Origin of the sequence: Comamonas serinivorans (assembly GCF_002158865.1) — a bacterium.
GTDB lineage: Bacteria > Pseudomonadota > Gammaproteobacteria > Burkholderiales > Burkholderiaceae_C > Comamonas_E > Comamonas_E serinivorans.
On record NZ_CP021455.1, the window covers coordinates 2,847,585 to 2,865,554 of the forward strand.

Annotated in this window: 15 protein-coding genes and 1 pseudogene; 4 read left to right on the forward strand and 12 right to left on the reverse strand. The window is 67.1% G+C overall.

Annotated features, from left to right (window positions below; all coding sequences use genetic code 11):
• Nucleotides 1-113: 113 nt before the first annotated feature.
• Nucleotides 114-1,451: a hypothetical protein gene (locus CCO03_RS12000; RefSeq protein ID WP_169717469.1), complete on the forward strand. Its 1,338-nt coding sequence runs from the start codon at nt 114-116 to the stop codon at nt 1,449-1,451.
• A gap of 522 nt (nt 1,452-1,973) precedes the next feature.
• On the opposite strand, the gene CCO03_RS12005 is transcribed toward CCO03_RS12000, so the two are convergent.
• From CCO03_RS12005 to rph, 6 genes are all read right to left on the reverse strand, one after another.
• On the reverse strand, nt 1,974-2,288 hold the full coding sequence (locus CCO03_RS12005) for a hypothetical protein (RefSeq protein WP_087281343.1): 315 nt from the start codon (nt 2,286-2,288) through the stop codon (nt 1,974-1,976).
• Nucleotides 2,289-2,900: 612 nt separating this feature from the next.
• The gene (locus tag CCO03_RS12010; protein WP_087281345.1) at nt 2,901-3,620 is read right to left on the reverse strand and encodes a Crp/Fnr family transcriptional regulator; all 720 of its coding nucleotides are present in this window, start codon (nt 3,618-3,620) and stop codon (nt 2,901-2,903) included.
• A gap of 233 nt (nt 3,621-3,853) precedes the next feature.
• Nucleotides 3,854-5,089, reverse strand: coding sequence for a radical SAM family heme chaperone HemW (gene hemW / locus CCO03_RS12015; protein WP_236904134.1), 1,236 nt, complete (start codon nt 5,087-5,089; stop codon nt 3,854-3,856).
• A gap of 115 nt (nt 5,090-5,204) precedes the next feature.
• Nucleotides 5,205-5,825: a non-canonical purine NTP pyrophosphatase gene (locus CCO03_RS12020; protein WP_087281349.1), complete on the reverse strand. Its 621-nt coding sequence runs from the start codon at nt 5,823-5,825 to the stop codon at nt 5,205-5,207.
• A 364-nt stretch (nt 5,826-6,189) separates the two neighbouring features.
• The gene (locus tag CCO03_RS12030) at nt 6,190-6,858 is read right to left on the reverse strand and encodes a DUF2625 family protein (RefSeq protein ID WP_157667663.1); all 669 of its coding nucleotides are present in this window, start codon (nt 6,856-6,858) and stop codon (nt 6,190-6,192) included.
• A 108-nt stretch (nt 6,859-6,966) separates the two neighbouring features.
• Nucleotides 6,967-7,698 carry a ribonuclease PH gene (rph, locus tag CCO03_RS12035; RefSeq protein ID WP_087281354.1) on the reverse strand — a complete coding sequence of 244 codons (732 nt, stop codon included), beginning with the start codon at nt 7,696-7,698 and terminating at the stop codon, nt 6,967-6,969.
• A gap of 187 nt (nt 7,699-7,885) precedes the next feature.
• Between rph and CCO03_RS12040 the strand changes: the two genes are divergently transcribed.
• The 3 genes from CCO03_RS12040 (at nt 7,886) to CCO03_RS12050 (ending at nt 10,803) form a co-directional block, all read left to right on the forward strand.
• The gene (locus tag CCO03_RS12040; RefSeq protein WP_087281356.1) at nt 7,886-8,716 is read left to right on the forward strand and encodes an amino acid ABC transporter substrate-binding protein; all 831 of its coding nucleotides are present in this window, start codon (nt 7,886-7,888) and stop codon (nt 8,714-8,716) included.
• A gap of 652 nt (nt 8,717-9,368) precedes the next feature.
• Nucleotides 9,369-10,022 (forward strand): amino acid ABC transporter permease, encoded by a 654-nt coding sequence (locus tag CCO03_RS12045; RefSeq protein ID WP_087281358.1) that lies wholly within the window; start codon nt 9,369-9,371, stop codon nt 10,020-10,022.
• Nucleotides 10,003-10,803 carry an amino acid ABC transporter ATP-binding protein gene (locus CCO03_RS12050; RefSeq protein WP_269466882.1) on the forward strand — a complete coding sequence of 267 codons (801 nt, stop codon included), beginning with the start codon at nt 10,003-10,005 and terminating at the stop codon, nt 10,801-10,803. The genes CCO03_RS12045 and CCO03_RS12050 overlap by 20 nt, the downstream gene beginning before the upstream one ends.
• Before the next feature lie 297 nt (nt 10,804-11,100).
• On the opposite strand, the pseudogene CCO03_RS12055 reads toward CCO03_RS12050, so the two are convergent.
• The 6 genes and pseudogenes from CCO03_RS12055 to CCO03_RS12080 all read right to left on the reverse strand — a co-directional run bounded on the left by CCO03_RS12055 (nt 11,101) and on the right by CCO03_RS12080 (nt 17,778).
• Nucleotides 11,101-12,251, reverse strand: a pseudogene (locus tag CCO03_RS12055) (ABC transporter substrate-binding protein).
• A gap of 63 nt (nt 12,252-12,314) precedes the next feature.
• Nucleotides 12,315-14,186, reverse strand: a complete 1,872-nt coding sequence (locus CCO03_RS12060) for an AMP-dependent synthetase/ligase (RefSeq protein WP_087281360.1) — start codon at nt 14,184-14,186, stop codon at nt 12,315-12,317.
• A gap of 2 nt (nt 14,187-14,188) precedes the next feature.
• On the reverse strand, nt 14,189-14,962 hold the full coding sequence (locus CCO03_RS12065; RefSeq protein WP_087281362.1) for an ABC transporter ATP-binding protein: 774 nt from the start codon (nt 14,960-14,962) through the stop codon (nt 14,189-14,191).
• The gene (locus tag CCO03_RS12070; RefSeq protein ID WP_087284619.1) at nt 14,959-15,801 is read right to left on the reverse strand and encodes an ABC transporter ATP-binding protein; all 843 of its coding nucleotides are present in this window, start codon (nt 15,799-15,801) and stop codon (nt 14,959-14,961) included. Before CCO03_RS12070 ends, CCO03_RS12065 begins: the two co-directional genes overlap by 4 nt.
• 7 nt (nt 15,802-15,808) lie before the next feature.
• A complete protein-coding gene (locus CCO03_RS12075) occupies nt 15,809-16,885 on the reverse strand; it encodes a branched-chain amino acid ABC transporter permease (RefSeq protein ID WP_087281365.1) in 1,077 nt (358 codons plus the stop codon).
• Nucleotides 16,886-16,902: 17 nt separating this feature from the next.
• Nucleotides 16,903-17,778, reverse strand: a complete 876-nt coding sequence (locus tag CCO03_RS12080; protein WP_087281367.1) for a branched-chain amino acid ABC transporter permease — start codon at nt 17,776-17,778, stop codon at nt 16,903-16,905.
• Nucleotides 17,779-17,970 lie beyond the last annotated feature (192 nt).

The following is a 17,970-nucleotide window of genomic DNA, read 5'->3' on the forward strand; positions in this document are numbered from 1 at the left end:
CAGCCGCCGCCGCCTCTGCGGCCAGCCACCCCGCCGATGCGCCCGTGCGCCCTCGCCAAGCCACGGCGCGGGCCAACTGGCACGAACTTCGCTGAAGCAAGCGCATGCCCGACATGACCCCGCCCCTCGCCCGCCTCGTCCACGACCTGCAATCGCCCAGCGGCTGGACCCGCGAAGCAGCCTTGAAGCAGCTGGCCGACGGTCTGCAGCCCTACAGCCCCGCGCTGCTGCCGCTGCTGATGCGGCGGCTCAACGACTGGGTGGGCCCGGTGCGCCGCGCGGCCGAAGTCACGCTGGCGCGCTGGGAGGCCACCCTGCCGATCGCCGATCTGCTGGCCTGCGCCGATGCGCTGGACGCCCTGGCCCGCGGCGGCCGGGCCGACCCGCGCTGGGCCCAACGCCTGCGCGCCCGGCTGACCGACAGCGCGCAGGCCCTGCCCCGGCTCAAGCACATGGTTCAGCACAGCCCGACCCAGGCCGTGTTCGCCTGGCAATGCCTGCGCCGCGCACCCTCGGTCGAGGTGGGCGAGCTGGCGCTGCTGGGCCTGAACAGCCGCAGCCTGGGTGTGGTGATGCAGGCCACGCGCCTGCTGCCCTCGCTGCACAGCCAGCCCGCGCTGTGGCTGGCCTGCTTGCAGCGCGCCCTCACCCACCGTCAGGGCAGCGTGCGCGCCCAAGCCCTGCGCAGCGTGCCGGCGGACTGGCGGGTCAGCCTGCCGCCCCACCTGCACCAGGCGCTGCGCGGCCTGCTGCACCCCAGCGTGCTGGACACGAGCGCGTCGGCCCGCTGGTTGGCTGTGGCCCGCCTGGACCTGCCTGCCGACGAACTGTGCCAGGCCACGCTCGCGCAGTGGCCCGACCTGCCACCCCGACGCCAGGCCGGTGCCCTGCAGTTGCTGGCCGACCTGGCGCAGCCCACCGGCCACGCGCAGCAGTCCACTGCGCTGCAAGCGCAAGTGCTGGCCGCGCTGGATGCGCAGGCGGTGGCCGTGCGCCAATCGGCCCATGTGGCGGCGCTGCGCCTGGGGGTGCTGACGCCCGCGGCCGCCCTGGCGCGATCCGTGCACGACGGCAACCGGGTGTACCGCGCGGTGTGGCACTGGTGCCGGCGCGGCCACCTGCTGTCGCGCAGCGACCTGGAGGCCGCCGGCCTCATCGACGCCGACTGGCGCGCCGTCGACCGCAACGCGCGCGTGCAGGCCCTGCTGCAAGAGCTGGACCCGTGGGAAGCGCTGCTGGGCCTGTTGCAGCAACCCGCCGATGGGCACGACCTGCGCCACCACGACCCCCAGGCACTGGCGCAGCGCTGGCTGCTGCGCCACAACCGGGGCAGCGTGCGCCCCACGCCACGCCAATGGGCCGACATCCAGGCCCTGCTGGCCGCAGGCCGCTGGGGCGCCTTCACGCACACGCGGCCAAGTTTGCAATTCGTGCTGGACGCGTGGTCGTGAGGCCGGCCTGACCCGAGGCCCTTCGCTTCGCGTCATGCGTGGCCGCCGAAGGGGCCGCACCTGGCTCGGGAGCGGCCCTTCGCTGCTGCCAGGCCCGAACACTGGCCCCAATCCTCGCCCGAGCATCCGCCGGGTCTTCGCCCCCGGCCGCCTCTCTGGCCTGGCGCGCATCCTGACCCACCTTGCCAGCCCGATGCGCGCCCTGACCGGGCCGCTTGCGGTGTGGCCGCACGGCCGACCCGCTGGTCTGATGAGGACAGCCTTGGCTGCTTGCTCAGTCGGTCCGACCTATCGGCAGCATGCACACAGTATGGCGGCTTGGTCGTTTCTTGATGAACGGCAAATGCCTCATACTGCCTTTTCTTTGCATGGTCAGGCCAGCGGAAGAACCCACCGAGGGCGATCGGGCACCCCAAACGCAACACAGCCCCGCGAGGTCATCGCGGGGCTGTGCGCTTGCGCGGCCAGCGCAGGGGTTCAGCAGGCCTCAGCCAGAACGCAGGCCAAGGGCTGGGCCAAGGCTCACTCGGCAGCTTGGGCGCCACCGGCCTTGCTGGCCAGGGCGGTGTCGCCGCTCAGGCGGGCTTGCACAGCGGCCACGTACTGCGGGCTGTTGCGCAGCTCTTGGTACTTGCGGAACTCGGGCGTCTGGCTGGCGTCGCCGATTTCCCACTGGCCTTGCACGTGGTGCATGCCGGCGGCGTACCACATGTCCAGGTCAGCCAGCACTTCGGCGCGCTTCAGGACGTCGGGGCTCACGTTGGCAGCCGATTGCGCCATGGCGGGCAGCACGGCAGCGGTGGCGAGAACAGCAAGGGCGATTTTCTTGAACGACATTTTCAAACTCCGTTGGTTGCACAGACCGTCATCGGTGCCTCAACTGTCGGGTTTGGCGGGCCTGGCTGCCAGGGTCTTGCGACCAACTGCGCCTGGGCGGTGCCAACGGTGACCTGAGCCGATGACTGTGCGCCTGTAGGAAGCCGGCGCACGCTGCATGACCCGAAGGATCTCATCCGGCCGCCTGTTGCGCTGTGAGTTGGCTCACATTTCCGAAAATATTTTATTTTTCTTGTCAAGTGGGTTTACCCACCTGGTATTGACCCTCGGTCGCCAGTGGGTCCAGGCCCCTGGCCTGCATGCGCCCCAGGCCAGCCGCAGCGCCAGCCAAGCCCTGTTTGCCGCGCCCCGGCGACGCGCGCCTCGCCGACTGCTCCGACGTGGCTGAGGCCGCCATGGAAGGCGATCGCCGGCTCGATCGCGGGCAGCACCATGTGTCGGCGCAGCACAGCCGGCATGCGCCAGCGGATGGGCTCGGTCAGGACGTCGTCCAGCCGCTGAATGTCCTCACACGAGGCTGTGCCACCTCATCGCGCCGCGGCGGAATGTCGCGGTTGTCCTGGGTCGGCACGCCTTGGCGCCAGGCGTTGCGCGCCTGCGCCGCCAAGGCCGTCAGCGGTCGGTCACGCCCACCGAGGCCCGCAGGGCTTGCACATCGGTCAGGATCAGCTGGCCGGATTCGCGGCGCAGCCACCCCAGCCGCTTGAGCCGCGCCATGTCCCGCGCCACCTCTTCCCGGCTGCAGGCCAGCAGCGCCGCCAGCTGGGTCTGGCGCGGCGCCGGGTTCAACACGGCCTGGTTGTGCTGCACGCCGGCCTGCAGCGCCAGGCTGAGCAGGTGCACGCGCAGGCGATCGGCCACGTTCAGTGCCCCCAGGCTCAGCACGCGCGTGACCAGCATCCAGGCCGCGTCCTGCACCAGCTGCATCAGCGCCATCAGCACCTGCGGCTCGCGCAGGCACACGGCCTCCATCTCGTCATGCGGGATGCGCGCCACCACGGTGTCGGCCTCGGCCACCAGGGTCAGGTGCAGGCCCAGCGCCTTCATCGGCTGCACGTTGCGCAGCAGGCGGCCTTCGCTGAGCTGGCCCAGCTGCAGCTCGCGCCCGTTGCTGCCAAAGAAGAATAAGCCCAGCGCGCCGCGCACCACCAAGTTCACGGCGTCGTCTTCGGCGGCGTCCACCAGCGTCTGGCCGGCGCCCAGGCGCATCCAGCGCACATGGGCGGCCAGATCCTGCAATTGCGCATCGGACAGGGCCTGGAACAGGGCCACGGGACGCAGGTCGCGCCAGTCCAGGGGTTGGCGCGTGGGGAAAGGGGGATCCAGGTGCATGGGCAAGGGGGCAACAAGCGAGGCACGGCGGTCACGGATTCAGGAACCAACCGCATCCCCGTCTGCCGCCGATTGTGACCAATCGTTTGCATGCGTCACGTCAACCCGGCGCGCGACGCCGCGCTCGGTCACCCTCAGCAGGGCGCGCGCGGCGGCCTTTTTGATGTGTTATGCCACAGTATGGGCCTACTCTCTTTTAAATCAAAACGGAAACCAACCCATACCCCACACCCTCACTCGGACAGGAACAGCTCCTGCAGGTCGCTGAGCAGGTCAAACCCACGCGCCGTGGGCTGGATGTGGTTGACGCGCCGCTCCAGCAAGCCCTTGGCGACGGCCTCGGCCAGGGGTTTGGCCACGGCGCTCTGCGGCAGGCCGGTGCGATCGGCGAAGTCCTGCAGGTTGAAGCCTTCTTGCAGGCGCAGTGCATTGAGCATGAACTCGAACGGCAGCGCCTTGCGCGCGACCTCGTGTTCCTGCGCCACGGCGTTGCCGGCCTCGGCCCGGGCCATGTAGAGCTGCGGGTTGCGCACGCGCACCTGGCGCACCACCCGGTGGGCAAAGCTGAGCTTGCCGTGGGCCCCGGCGCCAATGCCCAGGTAGTCGCCAAAGCCCCAGTAGTTGAGGTTGTGCACGCAGCCATGGCCCGGCTTGGCGTAGGCCGACACCTCGTAGCGGCGCATGCCCGCACCCGCCGTGGCCGCGGTGATGGCGTCGAGCATGTCCCAGGCCAGGTCTTCCTCGGGCAGGGTCGGCGGGTGCTTGGCAAACCAGGTGCCCGGCTCGATGGTCAGGTGGTAGACCGACAGGTGCGGCGGCGCAAACGACAGCGCCTGCGCCAGATCGTCCTGCAGCTGCGCCAGCGTCTGGCCCGGCAGCGCGTACATCAGGTCGATGTTGAAGGTGTCGAAGCACGCCGCCGCCTCGCGCAGCGCGGCCCGGGCCTGATCGGCGCTGTGCACGCGGCCGATGCGCTGCAGGGCCTCGTCCGAAAAGCTCTGCACCCCCACCGACAGCCGCGTGATGCCGGCCTGGCGAAAGCCCCGGAAGCGGTCGGTCTCGAAGGTGCCGGGGTTGGCCTCCAGCGTGATCTCGCAGGTCGGCGTCAGTGGCAGGCGCGCGCGAATCGCGCTCACCAGCCGGTCGATGCTGGCGGGCGAAAACAGGCTGGGCGTGCCGCCGCCGAAGAACACGCTCTGGATGGGCCGGCCCCAGATCAGCGGCAGGCTGGCCTCCAGGTCGGCGATCAGCGCGTCGACGTAGCGCTGCTCGGGCAGGTCCTGCGTGCGCGGCGTCAGCTCGCCCTCGCCCACCACGGCGAGTGGCGAGGCCTTCTGCGGCGCGGCACCCGCCGTCAGCCATTCGTGCGAGTTGAAGTCGCAATACGGGCATTTGCGCAGGCACCAGGGCAGGTGCACGTAGAGCGACAGCGGCGGCGACGCCGGAAGCATGAGCGTGCCGGGCCGCATGTAGTGCTGGATGTCGTGGCGCGCGGCCACCGCCTCGTCAGGCTGGGCGGCGATCACGCGGCCACCGGAGGCCGTGCCGTCGCCCGCGCCGGACGGGTCGTGTGCGGGGGGCAACTCAGCCATGGAACCAACGCTCGCGCATCAAGGCCAGCATGGCGCGCGACGACTGGCCGCGATGGCTGATGCTGTTCTTCACCTCGTTGGGCAGCTGCGCAAAGGTCTTGCCTTGTGCGGGGATGAACATCACCGGGTCGAAGCCGAAGCCACCCTCGCCCACCGGCTGCTCGGTGATCAGGCCCTGGGCGCGGCCCACGGCGATCAGCGGCTCGGGGTCGTCGGCGCTGCGCAGCGCCACCAGGGTGCTGACCATGGCGGCGCGGCGGTTCGCCTGGCCCTGCAGCTGCTCGAGCAAGGCCTTGACGTTGTTGGCATCGCTCTTGGGGTAGCCAAACTGCGTGCAGTAGTAGGCCGTATCCACCCCGGGCAGGCCGCCAAAGGCCTCCACGCACAGCCCGGCGTCGTCGGCCAGCGCCGGCAGGCCGCTCTCGCGGCTGGCGTGGCGCGCCTTGGTCAGCGCGTTTTCGACGAAGGTGCGGAACGGCTCGGGTGCCTCGGGGATGCCCAGCTCACTCTGGCGCACCAGCGTCACGTTCAAGGGCGCGAACATGGCCTGCAGCTCGGCCAGCTTGCCCGCGTTGTTGGACGCAAGCACGATCTTCTTCAGGGGTTCGGTCATGTCATAGTCCTGGGGTATCACCTCAATCCCGTCATCATCAAAACGGAAATCGAACCATACCCCTTCATTCATGCACATCATCGTGGCCGTGCACAGTCACGGCAGAGCGCCATTGTCCAACAGCGGCGCGATCGGGTCCGCCAGCACTGCCGCGGCGTCCGCCCCGGGCCTGCGGCCTTCACGCCCGCACCGGGTCACAGCCGGCGCGACGCGGGGCTTGCAGCGGACCGACGCACAGGCCTGCCTTGCGTGGCCTGTCTGCCACAGGAGGAGCGTGCTCAGGTGCGCCTCGATCATCACCAGCTTGCGGATCTTGCGCACTTCGTGCCCGCGACTTCGGCCAGCCGAGCTGTGGTGGCGTACGTCACCCGCCCAGGCCCATCAGCGACAGGCGCAGGCCCAGCACCTCGTTCGCCGGGACGACGCGGGCATCGGCCGCCGCCTGGCCTTCGGCCGTCCACAGCCACGGCGCGAAGCTCCAGCTCTGGTCAAAGGCCGGGGCGGGCTGCGCCAGGGCAGCAGCGGCCGCGGGCGCCTGCACGCTGGCATAGAGAGCGTCCCACTCGCCCGTCAGGCACCAGCTGACGAAGGCGCTGTGCCCCACCTCCAGGTCGCACCAGGCCATCTCGTCGGGTGGCAGCCAGAAGACATGGCCCAGGTGGTCGGCACCCAACGCGCCGCCATTCAGGGCGAACATGCCGCCCAGCACGTCGTCGGCCACCACAAGCAGACCGGGCGGCGACGCTGCCTCCAGGCGCAACCCCAATGCGATGTTCACGCCCAGCAGCGAACGCGCGGCGTCACCGCCGGACCCCAGCAGCCGAAGCCGGCCGTCGAAGGCGCTGATACCGCCCGTGCCATGCACCTGCGCGCCCAGCATGGCGCGGGTGCTGACCTGCAAGGCCAACAGGCTGCGCGCAGCCAGGGACTCGTCCACAGGCCACAGCGCGTTGCGCGGCGACTGGGCGGCCAAGGCGCGCAACGCGTCAATGGCGGGATCGGCATTGGCCGTGAGGTCGTCCAGGGATTTCAAGGCGGGGGATGGCAGACAGAAACATGGATGAGGGTATACAGCCTTTCTCGTTGAGCGATGAATGAGAACTGCTGCATACCCCCTGGAATAGGGCGCGAAGGATGACGCTCAGCCCGCAACGGCCGCCGACTGCGCCTGCATGAGCTGGCGGATGCCGGCCTCGGCCAGATCCAGCAGGGCGTTGGCCTCGGCGCGCGAAAAGGGCTGGCCTTCGGCCGTGCCCTGCACCTCGACCAGGCCCCCGTTCGAGGTCATGACCACGTTCATGTCGGTCTCGCAGCCCGAGTCTTCCTCGTAGTTCAGGTCCAGGTGCGGCTGGCCGCCCACGATGCCGACCGAGATGGCCGCCAGCTGCGCCGTGATGGGCGAGGCCTTCAGCGTGCCGTTCGCGATGAGGTGCTGCACGGCGTCATGCACGGCCACCCAGGCGCCGGTGATGCTGGCGCAGCGCGTGCCGCCGTCGGCCTGAATCACGTCGCAATCGACGGTGAGGGTGCGCTCGCCCAGCGCCTTCAGATCGACCACGGCCCGCAGCGACCGGCCGATGAGGCGCTGAATCTCCTGCGTGCGGCCGCTTTGCTTGCCGCGCGCGGCCTCGCGGCTGCCACGCGTGTGCGTGGCGCGCGGCAGCATGCCGTATTCGGCCGTGACCCAGCCTTCGCCGGTGCCGCGCTGGTGCGGCGGCACGCGCTCTTCGACCGATGCCGTGCACAGCACGTGGGTGTGACCGACCTCGATCAGCACCGAGCCTTCGGCGTAGCGGGTGTAGCGGCGCGTGATGCGCACCGGGCGGATGGCGTTGAGCGCGCGATCGGCGCGCACGTAGGGGGTTTGACTCATGGGCCGGCATTGTGCCTGCGGCCCTGCGCGCGGGCAGGCCAGCCCGGCTGGCCGCGCGCAGGCTGCGCCAGGCGCGCCCGCGCCACCGCGGCGGGGCTGACCCGAGGCATGCAGCCCGCCCGCATGGCGCTACCATCGCGGGTTGCCCAGCACCGCTGGTTCATCCCTTCATTCGCCGATCATCACCATGACCGTGTTCTCCCGCCGCCTGCTCATCACCGCCGCCGCCAGCGCCCTGCTGCTGGGCTGCAGCAAGACCGAAACCCCTGCCCCGCAAGCCTCGGCACCGGCGGCAGACCCGGCGGCCGCGGCGCCTGCGCCGGCGCTGCCGGCCAAGATCGTCATCGGCCTGGACGACAACTTCCCGCCCATGGGCTTCAAGGACGAGAAGGGCCAGCTGGTCGGTTTCGACATCGACATGGCCCGCGAAGCCGCCAAGCGCCTGAACATCGAGGTCGAGTTCAAGCCCATCGACTGGAACGCCAAGGAAGCCGAGCTCAAGGGCAAGCGCGTGGACGCGCTGTGGAACGGCCTGACCATCACCGATGAGCGCAAGCAGAACATCGCGTTCTCGGCCCCCTACATGGAAAACCACCAGATCATCGTGGTGAAGGCCGACTCGGCCATCAAGACCAAGCCGGATCTGGCGGGCAAGGTGGTGGGCGTGCAGGACGGCTCCAGCGCCGTGGACGCCGTGAACAAGGACGCCGAGCTGGCCGCCAAGTTCAAGGAGCTGAAGAAGTTCGGCGACAACGTGACGGCGCTGATGGACCTGTCGGCCGGTCGCCTGGACGCCGTGGTGGTGGACGAAGTCGTCGGCCGCTACTACGTGGCCAAGAAAGCCGCCGAGTACAGCGTGCTGGACGACAACTTCGGCACCGAAGAGTACGGCGTGGGCTTCCGCCTGGACGACAAGCCGCTGGTCGAGGCCTTCGACAAAGCCCTGGGCGAGATGAAGGCCGACGGCTCGGGCGCCAAGATCGCCGAGCAGTGGTTCGGCAAGAACATCTTGAAGTGATTCACTTTTACAGGAGTATGGTGCAATTTCCGTTGATCAATGAACGGGAACTGCTCGATACCCCCACTCATGAGTCAGCCAGATTCGCCAGACGCCGCGCGCACCGTGCCGCGCTGACCTGCGCATGACGGACAACGCCACCTGCGGGTGGCGTTGTCGTTCAAGGCGCTGCGTCGCGCCTGCCCCTGGCGCGCAACCTGGTGCTGCGCGCCACCCCGGCCTTCCACGACGCGGCCTGCGCCCTGCTGGAGGCGCCTTTGCCGGTCGCCGGTCATGCCCTGACCCGCCGGGCGCGGCAATGGCTGCACACCTTCTACAGGCCCGACGTGCGCCAGCCCCTTCCGGGTCGCCAGCCCGCAGGACTGGCTGCGCAAGCAGGACGCCGAAGCCGCTCAGCGCTTGGACGACACGCTGGCTGGGCCAGGTGCCGTGAACCGCGCCTGGCGCCATCGGGCTGCGCCTCAGGCACGGCAGACGTGGGGCGGGCTGGCGGCTGGCGCGATAAAATCGCGGCTCGTTGCAACGCCGCCAGCAATGCTGGTGGCGTTCTTTTTGCCTGTCGCACGCGCCCATGCCCTGGCTTGCGCTGCCGTGCGTCACCCTGCTTTTTCTTTGCCCTGCCGCCCCGCGCGGCACCCAACCTGCGCAAACAATGGACTACGTCGTCGGCATCCTGCCGCAGCTTGCCCAGGGCGCCACGGTCACCCTCAAGCTGTTCTTCATCACGCTGGCCCTGGCCGTGCCGCTGGGGCTGGCGCTTGCGCTCATGCGCGTGTCCGGCATCCGGCTGCTCGACTGGGCCGTGAACGGCTACATCTGGCTGATGCGCGGCACGCCGCTGATGCTGCAGATGCTGTTCATCTACTACGCGCTGCCGTTCCTGCCCGGTTTCCCGATCCGGCTGCCCGACTTTCCTGCCGCGGTGGTGGCCTTTGCGCTGAACTACGCCGCCTATTTCGCCGAGATCTTCCGCGCCGGCATCCAGTCGGTGGACCGCGGCCAGTACGAAGCCGGCAAGGTGCTGGGCATGAACTACGGCCAGACCATGCGCCGCATCGTGCTGCCGCAGATGGTGCGCCGCGTGCTGCCGCCGCTGTCCAACGAAACCATCACGCTGGTCAAGGACACCTCGCTCATCTACGTGCTGGCCCTGAACGACCTGCTGCGCGAGGCGCGCGGCCTGGTGCAGCGCGACTTCAACATCACGCCCTTCGTCGTGGCTGCAGGCTTCTACCTGGTCATGACGCTGGTGCTGACCTTCGTGTTCCAACGCATGGAAAAACGCTATGCCCTCCATGACCAGTGAGGCCACGAACACGGCCCCCCAGCCGCCCATGATCTGCGCCACCGACCTGCACAAGCGCTTTGGCAGCCTGCAGGTGCTGGGCGGCGTCTCGCTGTCCGTGGCGCCGGGCGAGGTCATTGCCGTCATCGGCCCCTCGGGCTCGGGCAAGTCCACCCTGCTGCGCTGCCTGAACCACCTCGAGCACATCGACCGCGGCACCATCCAGATCGGCGGCGACACGCTCGCGCAGTCCCACGGCGGCGCCGCCGCGCACTACGCCCCGCCGCGCGAGGCACGCCGCATCTGCCAGCGCATGGGCATGGTGTTCCAGCACTTCAACCTGTTCCCCCACCTCACGGTGCTTGAGAACCTCATCGAGGCCCCGCTCACCGTCAAGGGCCTCAAGCGTGAACAGGTCGTGCCCGTGGCCGAGGGGCTGCTGCGCAAGGTCGGGCTGATCGACAAGCGCGACAACTACCCGGCGCGCCTGTCGGGTGGTCAGAAACAGCGCGTGGCGATCGCACGCGCCCTGGCCATGCAGCCCGACATCATGCTGTTCGACGAGCCCACCTCGGCCCTGGACCCCGAGCTGACCGGCGAGGTGCTGCGCACCATGCGCGAGCTGGCCCAGGAACGCATGACCATGCTGGTGGTCACGCACGAGATGGCGTTCGCGCGCGAAGTCGCCCACCGCGTCATCTTCATGGCCGATGCGCAGATCGTCGAAGACCGCCCGGCCCGCGACTTCTTTGCCGACCCGCACCACCCGCGCGCGCGCGCCTTCCTCGAACACATGCTGTGAACCCGGAGGGGCGGCTCGCCATGCCTGAGCCTGCCTGACAGTCCGCACGGGCGACGACAGCGCCGCAGACTTGCACGGGGCGCCTGCGACAAGCCGTCGCGAACGGCCCGGCGCCCAAACACCGCAGGCCCATGACCACGGCATGGTGAGGCCAGGTGCGTCACTGGGTGCCTGGGTCTGGGCCACGATCATTCAAAAGCAGTATGGCCTGATTGCCGTTCAAATTTGAACGGCAATCAGGCCATACTGTCTGACGGCTTGTGACATCACCGAGCCCGAGTCGGGCTCGGTGCCGCATCACTTCTGGTAGTCCTTCACCACCTTCCAGCGGCCATCCACGATCTGCGACACGCGCGTGCGGTTGTTGCCCAGGTGGTTGGTCGGCGAGAACTTCAGGGGCGGCGAGCCGAAGTAGTCGGTGCCGAAGCTGGCGTTTTCCATCTGCTTGACATAGCTGTCGGTGGTCAGGCCGGTACCGGCCTTGGCAGCGATCTGGGCGAAGTTGTCGATCAGCACATAGCCGTAGACCGAGAACACGGCTGCGTCTTCCTTGAACTGCTCCTTGTACTTGGTGGCCCAAGCCCGCAGCTCGGGGTTGGCGTGCTCGTCGATGTACGGGTTCTCCTGCATCATGGACGCATAGATGCCGTTCATGGGTGCGCCGCCCAGCTTGTGGATGAGGTCGGTGTAGGCCGCGCTGGTGCCGAAGAACACGGGGTCGAAGCCCGTCTTGCGCGACTCGGCCACGGTGCCGATGGTCTCGCGGATGATGGTGCCCAGGAACACGAAGTCGCAGGCCGCCGCCTTCATCTTGGCGACCTGGCTGCTGAAGTCCGTCGCCCCGCGCTTGAACGAGGTTTTCTCGGTCAGGCTCATGTTCATCTCTTTGAGGCCGGCTTCCGCCCCCGCAACACCTCCAGGCCGAACTCGTCATCCTGGTAGATGATGCAGGCCTTCTTGGCGCCCTTCTCCTTGATCAACACCGGCCCCGTGAGGCGGGCCTGGTCGTAGTAGGTCGGCGAGCTCGAGTACTTGAGCTTGTGCAGCGGCTCGTACATTTCGCGCGCTGCCGTGATGGGGAACCAGTTGATCACGCCTTTGCTGAACTGGATGGGCATGGCCGCCATGTTGGGCGCCGTGCCCATGTGGCCCGCCATCAGGAAAATCTTGTCCTGGTTCACCAACTTCTGCGCCGCCAGTACGGCCTTCTTGGGGTCATACCCCGAGTCCTCGACGATCAGCTTGATCTTGCGGCCATTGATACCGCCCTTGGCGTTGATCTCGTCGACCCGCATCTGCATGCCATTGCGCGCCTGTTTGCCAAACCCGGCCAACGGGCCGGACAGGTCCTGGATGGTGCCCACGCGAATCTCGTCTTTGGAGACGCCCTGCGCCTGTTGCGCCAGCGCCCAGGGGCTGGCCAGCAGGCAGGCCCCCACCAAACCCATGCGAATCCAGTTGCTCATGAAAATGTCTCCTTGGTGTTGACAAAACGGCGGGTGAAATCGCCTTCAGCGGTACATGGCCTCGATCTGCTCGGCGTACTTGGCTTGCACCAGCTTGCGCTTGAGCTTCATCGTGGGGGTGAGCTCCTCGTCCTCGGCGGTGAGCTGGGTGTCGAGCAGGAAAAACTTCTTGATCTGCTCGACGCGCGCGAACTTGGCGTTCACACGGTCGATTTCGGCCTGGATCAGCTCCTGCACCTCTCGGGTGCGGGTCAGGCTGGCGTAGTTGCTGAAGGGCACGTCGTGGTCCTGGGCAAACTTCTCCACGTTCTCCTGGTCGATCATGATGATGGCCGTGAGGTATTGCCGCGCATCGCCGATCACCACGGCATCGGTCACGTAGGGGCTGAACTTGAGCTCGTTCTCCCACTCGCTGGGGGTGATGTTCTTACCCCCCGCCGTGATGATGATGTCCTTCATGCGGTCCGTGATGCGGAAAAACCCGTCTGCATCCACGCTGCCCACATCGCCCGTGTGCAGCCAGCCGTCGGGGTCGATGGTTTCGGCCGTCTTCTCGGGCAGGTTCAGGTAGCCCATGAAGACGTTGGGGCCGCGCACCAGCAGCTCCTGCGTCTGCGGGTCCAGCTTGACCTCGTTGTACGGCGTGGCCGGCCCGATGGTGCCGGGCTTGATGCACTGCACCGGCACGGCGGCCGACGCGCCGCAGGTTTCGGTCATGCCCCAGACCTCGAGCATGGGGATGCCCAGGGCCATGTACCACCGCAGCAAGTCGGGTGAAATGGGCGCAGCGCCGGTGACCAGGTAGCGCGCCCGGTGGATGCCGATGAGTTTGCGCACGTTGTCCAGGGCCAGCAGGCGCGCCAGTCGAAAGCGCAGCTTCTGCCCCGCCCCGACGGGCTTGCCGGCCAGCACGGACTCGACGACGCCCACGCCCTGGGCGATCGACCAGCGGTAGATGGCCTGCTGCAGGCGGCTGGCCTCCTGCACGCCCAGCATCACTGCGGAGTAGAACTTCTCCCACACCCGGGGCACGGCCAGGGCCACGGTGGGCGCGATTTCGCGCACGTTTTCGGCCACGGTGTCGGGGTTCTCGACGAAATTCAGGCGCGTGCCGGTGTACATCCCCAGGTAGGCGCCACCCAGGCGCTCGGCCACGTGGCACAGCGGCAGAAAGCACATGCGCTCGTCCTGATCGGTCTGCTCCATCACCGCGTTGTAGCCGCGGGTGCTGTAGACCAGGCCGGCGTGGCTGTGCATCGCCCCTTTGGGCTTGCCCGTGGTGCCCGAGGTGTAGATCAGGATGGCGAGGTCCTGCGGCTTGACCGCGCTGGAGCGCGCCCGCAGGGCGCCCGCATGCTGGGCCGCGTGGGCTCGGCCGCGTTCGCGCAGCGCATCGAGCGACATGACCTGGTCATCGCGCAGGTGGCGCAAGCCCTTCATGTCGAACACCACGATGTGACGCAGCATGGGCAGGCGATCGCGCACGGTCAGCGCCTTGTCCAGCTGCTCCTCGTCCTCGACGAACAGCACCACCGACGACGAGTCCGCGCTCAGGTGCTCGACCTGGTCGGCCGAATCGGTGGGGTAGATGCCGCTGCTGACGCCGCCCGCGCTGAGGATGGCCAGGTCGCACCACACCCATTCGATGACGGTGTTGGACAGGATGGACACGCGCTCGCCCGGCGCCAGGCCCAGCGCCATCAAGCCGTGTCCGATCTCGGTCACGGCCTCTGCCGTCTGGTTCCAGGACCAGCTGCGCCAATACCCCAGCTCTTTCTGGCGCAACCAGACCGCCTCCCCGCGTTGGGCAACAGCGTTCCAGAAGATCTCCGGCACGGTTTCGCCGGGCACGGTCACACCCGTGGCGGGCTTCAGGTCGGCCACATCCCACAGGCCAACGGGCGCATGTCTTGCCATGGCTATCTCCAGGTTTTCTTCTTTTTCCAGCGCCGCTCCCCGCGCACGCTGTCGGCCTGCATGCCCAGGTAGAACTCCTTGATGTCGTCCTTGTTGCGCAAACGCTCGCAGGTATCCTCCATCACGATGCGGCCGTTCTCCAGCACGTAGCCGTAGTCGGCCGCATTCAGCGCCATGTTGGCGTTCTGCTCGACCAGCAGGATGGTGGTGCCGCGCTCGCGGTTGATGCGCACGACGATCTCGAAGATCTCTTTGGTCAACTTGGGCGACAGGCCCAGGCTGGGCTCGTCGAGCAGGATCATCGACGGCTTGGCCATGATGGCGCGCGAGATCGCCAGCATCTGTTGCTGGCCGCCCGACAGCAGCCCGGCCTCTTGCTGGGCCCGCTCTTTCAGGATGGGGAAGTAACCGTAGACGGCCTCCATGTCGCGCGCCACGCCATCGCGGTCGCGCCGCGTGTAGGCGCCCATGACGAGGTTGTCGTGCACGCTGAGCAGCGGGAACACCTCGCGCCCTTCAGGCACCTGCACCAGGCCGCGCCGCACGATGTCGGTGGGATCGTAGGCCGTGATGTCCTCGGACTCGAACACCACGTTGCCCTTGTTGGGATCGATGATGCCCGAGATGGTCTTCAGGATGGTGGTCTTGCCCGCGCCATTGCTGCCCAGCACGGTGCTGATTTCACCCTGCCTCACCGTGAGGCTGACCCCCCGGATGGCCTTGATGGGCCCATACGCGCTCTCGACATTGAGCAGTTTCAGGTGTTCGTCGCTCATGGCGCCACCTCCGCCGGGTTGGCCTGCGGCGTGCGGCGCAGGCTGCTGACGTCATCCACCGTGCCCAGGTAGGCCTCGATCACGCGGGCATCCTGCTGCACCTCGCGCGCCGTGCCCATGGCCAGCACCTCGCCCTGGTTCATGGCCAGCACCCGGTCCGACACCTTGGACACCAGCGTCATGTCGTGCTCGACCATGAGCACCGAGATGCCCAGCTCCTGCTGGATGTCCTGGATCCAGAATGCCATGTCGGCGGTCTCCTCCACGTTCAGGCCCGACGACGGCTCGTCGAGCAGCAGCAGCTTGGGTTCGGTGCACAGGGCCCGGGCCAGCTCCACCACCTTGCGCACCCCGTAAGGCAGCCCGGCCACCATGGCATCGCGGTGGTGCTGCAGGTCGAGCAGCTCGATGACCTCCTCCGCCTTGCGCCGCGCAGTCAGCTCGGAACGCCGCGTGGCCGGCGTGAAGAACAGCCGGCTCCAGAAACCGGTGGTGGCATGGCAGTGGTAGCCCACCAGCAGGTTGTGCAACACGCTGGCATGCTCGAACAGTTCGATGTTCTGGAACGTGCGGGCAATGCCGAGGTTGGCAATCCGGTGCGGCGCCTGCTGGGTCAGGACCACGGGCCCACCCTGGGGCTCACCGTGCCAGACGATCTGGCCCGACGTCGGCTGGTACAGCCGGCTGATGAGGTTGAACACCGTGGTCTTGCCGGCGCCGTTGGGGCCGATCAAGGTGAAGACCTCCCCTTGGCGCACCTCGAAGCTGACCTTGTTCACGGCCAGCACGCCGCCAAAACGCACACTCAGGTCCTGGGCTGAAAGCAGCACGTCACCCATGTTCACCTCACTTGAGCCGATCGGACTTGCTGAAAGACTTCTGCCGCTTGAACATGCCTTTGCGGTAGAACGGAAACAGCTGCAGGTAAGTCCGGATCTTCAGCCAGCGGCCATAAAGGCCCAGGGGCTCGAACAGCACGAAGCCGATCAGGATGATGCCGAACACCAGGCTCTGCAGACCCGGGGCCTGGCCGATCGCTTCGGGCAGCCAGGCTTTGGACAGGTTGATCAGCTGCGGCATCGCGATCAAAAAGGCGGCCCCGAGGAACGCGCCATGCACCGAGCCCAGGCCCCCGATGACGATCAGCATCAGCAGGTCGATGGACTGCAGGATGCCAAACTGGTCGGGCGAGATGAAGCTGAGCTTGTGGGCATACAGCGCGCCGCCCAGGCCGGCCAATGCCGCCGACACGGCAAAGGACAGGGTCTTGTAGCGCGCCAGGTGGATGCCCATGCACTGGGCCGAAATTTCCGAGTCACGGATGGCCACAAAGGCCCGCCCCGTGGCCGAGCGCAACAGGTTCAGGATGCCCAGCGTGCACAGCACCGCCACGACGAGGCAGACAAAGTAAAAGCCGTTGCCGCTGCTCAAGTCCCAGCCGAACAGCGTGGGCGAGTTCACGCTCAGCCCGGCATTGCCCTTGGTGACCGACTCCCAGCGGGCAAACACCTCTTCCACGATGAAACCGAACGCCATGGTGGCGATGCCCAGGTAGATGCCCTTGAGCCGCAGCGCCGGCATCGCCACGATGACGCCGACCAGCGCCGACAGCGCGGCGGCCGCCAGCAGCGCCAGCCAGAACGGCGTGCCCGCGTTGACCAGCACGGCCTGGGTGTAGGCGCCCGTGCCCAGGAACGCCGCATGACCGATCGAAAACTGCCCCGTGTAGCCGGCCAGCAGCATCAGCCCCAGGCCCACGATGCCGTAAATCAGCATGAAGCTCAGCTGCGACAGCCAGTATTCGTCCAGCAGCCAGGGTGCCACCACCATGAACAGCAGCAGCAGGCCATACCAGAACACGTGCCCGCCATGTTTGGCCAGGCGAATGTCCTGCTCGTAACTCGTCTTGAATATGAAACGCATGCCCAGGCCTTTTCAGATCAAACCTTTTTGCGCAGCTTTTCGCCGAACAAGCCATAGGGTTTGACCATGAGCATGATCAACACCACGATATAAGGCGCAATGTCCTTGAAACCGTCGGGCAGATAAAACCCCGAAAAGGACTCCACCACGCCAATCACCAAGCCACCGACGATGGCGCCGGGCAAGCTGCCGAAACCGCCCACCACGGCAGCGGGAAATGCCTTGAGGCCGATCAAACCCATATTGGCGTGCACAAAGGTGATGGGGGCCAGCAAAATGCCGGCAATGGCGGCGACGGCCGCCGCCAGACCCCAGACCAGCCCATTCAGGCGCTTGACCGGGATGCCCATGTAATAAGCCGCCAGCTGGTTCTGCGACGAGGCCTGCATGGCGATGCCGAGCTTGCTGTAGCGGAACATGACGAACAGCCCCGCGCACAGCACCGCCGTTGCCCCAATGACCACCAGTTGCGCCATGTTCATCACCAGGTCACCCATTCGGATCACCTGGTCCTTGTAAGGTACCGCCAGCACATGGGTTTCGGTGCCAATGGCCGGCACCATGGTGATCAGGCCGCGCAACACGTAGCCGATGCCGAAGGTGACCATCACGATGGAAAACTGGGGCTGGCCCAGGATGGGCCGGATCACCACGCGTTCCAGCAGCATGGCAAAACCCAGCAAGGCCACCACCGCCAACACCGTGGCCAGCCAGAACGGCATGTTGAAACTGGCCATGCAGACGAAGGCGACAAAAGCCCCCAGCATCATCAGGTCACCCTGGGCGAAATTCACCGTCTCTGTGGCTTTGTAAATCAGCACAAAGCCCAGCGCGATCAATCCGTAAATGCATCCCTGAGCAATACCGGATATCAAGAGTTGAATCCACTGCATGCGCAATCATCCCCTGAACAAAATGGGTCGATGATTCAGACTTGCGCCATGTCGAAAGGCCGGGATACCGGATCTTTCTACCTGCACATTACTGCTTGCCGAATCGTCAAAAACGAATTGCGGGATGCTAACCAAAGGGATTGATTTCAACGCGCAGTGCTAACCCTAGCTTTGCCGGCTTGCCCGAGACCA

Excerpts from the sequence above, each read along its gene's own strand:
- CCO03_RS12000 (WP_169717469.1), top strand. The coding sequence starts at position 114 with ATGACCCCGCCCCTCGCCCGCCTCGTCCACGACCTGCAATCGCCCAGC.
- CCO03_RS12005 (WP_087281343.1), bottom strand. The coding sequence starts at position 2,288 with ATGTCGTTCAAGAAAATCGCCCTTGCTGTTCTCGCCACCGCTGCCGTG.
- CCO03_RS12010 (WP_087281345.1), bottom strand. The coding sequence starts at position 3,620 with ATGCACCTGGATCCCCCTTTCCCCACGCGCCAACCCCTGGACTGGCGC.
- hemW (WP_236904134.1), bottom strand. The coding sequence starts at position 5,089 with ATGCGGCCCGGCACGCTCATGCTTCCGGCGTCGCCGCCGCTGTCGCTC.
- CCO03_RS12020 (WP_087281349.1), bottom strand. The coding sequence starts at position 5,825 with ATGACCGAACCCCTGAAGAAGATCGTGCTTGCGTCCAACAACGCGGGC.
- rph (WP_087281354.1), bottom strand. The coding sequence starts at position 7,698 with ATGAGTCAAACCCCCTACGTGCGCGCCGATCGCGCGCTCAACGCCATC.
- CCO03_RS12040 (WP_087281356.1), top strand. The coding sequence starts at position 7,886 with ATGACCGTGTTCTCCCGCCGCCTGCTCATCACCGCCGCCGCCAGCGCC.
- CCO03_RS12045 (WP_087281358.1), top strand. The coding sequence starts at position 9,369 with ATGGACTACGTCGTCGGCATCCTGCCGCAGCTTGCCCAGGGCGCCACG.
- CCO03_RS12050 (WP_269466882.1), top strand. The coding sequence starts at position 10,003 with ATGCCCTCCATGACCAGTGAGGCCACGAACACGGCCCCCCAGCCGCCC.
- CCO03_RS12060 (WP_087281360.1), bottom strand. The coding sequence starts at position 14,186 with ATGGCAAGACATGCGCCCGTTGGCCTGTGGGATGTGGCCGACCTGAAG.
- CCO03_RS12065 (WP_087281362.1), bottom strand. The coding sequence starts at position 14,962 with ATGAGCGACGAACACCTGAAACTGCTCAATGTCGAGAGCGCGTATGGG.
- CCO03_RS12070 (WP_087284619.1), bottom strand. The coding sequence starts at position 15,801 with ATGGGTGACGTGCTGCTTTCAGCCCAGGACCTGAGTGTGCGTTTTGGC.
- CCO03_RS12075 (WP_087281365.1), bottom strand. The coding sequence starts at position 16,885 with ATGCGTTTCATATTCAAGACGAGTTACGAGCAGGACATTCGCCTGGCC.
- CCO03_RS12080 (WP_087281367.1), bottom strand. The coding sequence starts at position 17,778 with ATGCAGTGGATTCAACTCTTGATATCCGGTATTGCTCAGGGATGCATT.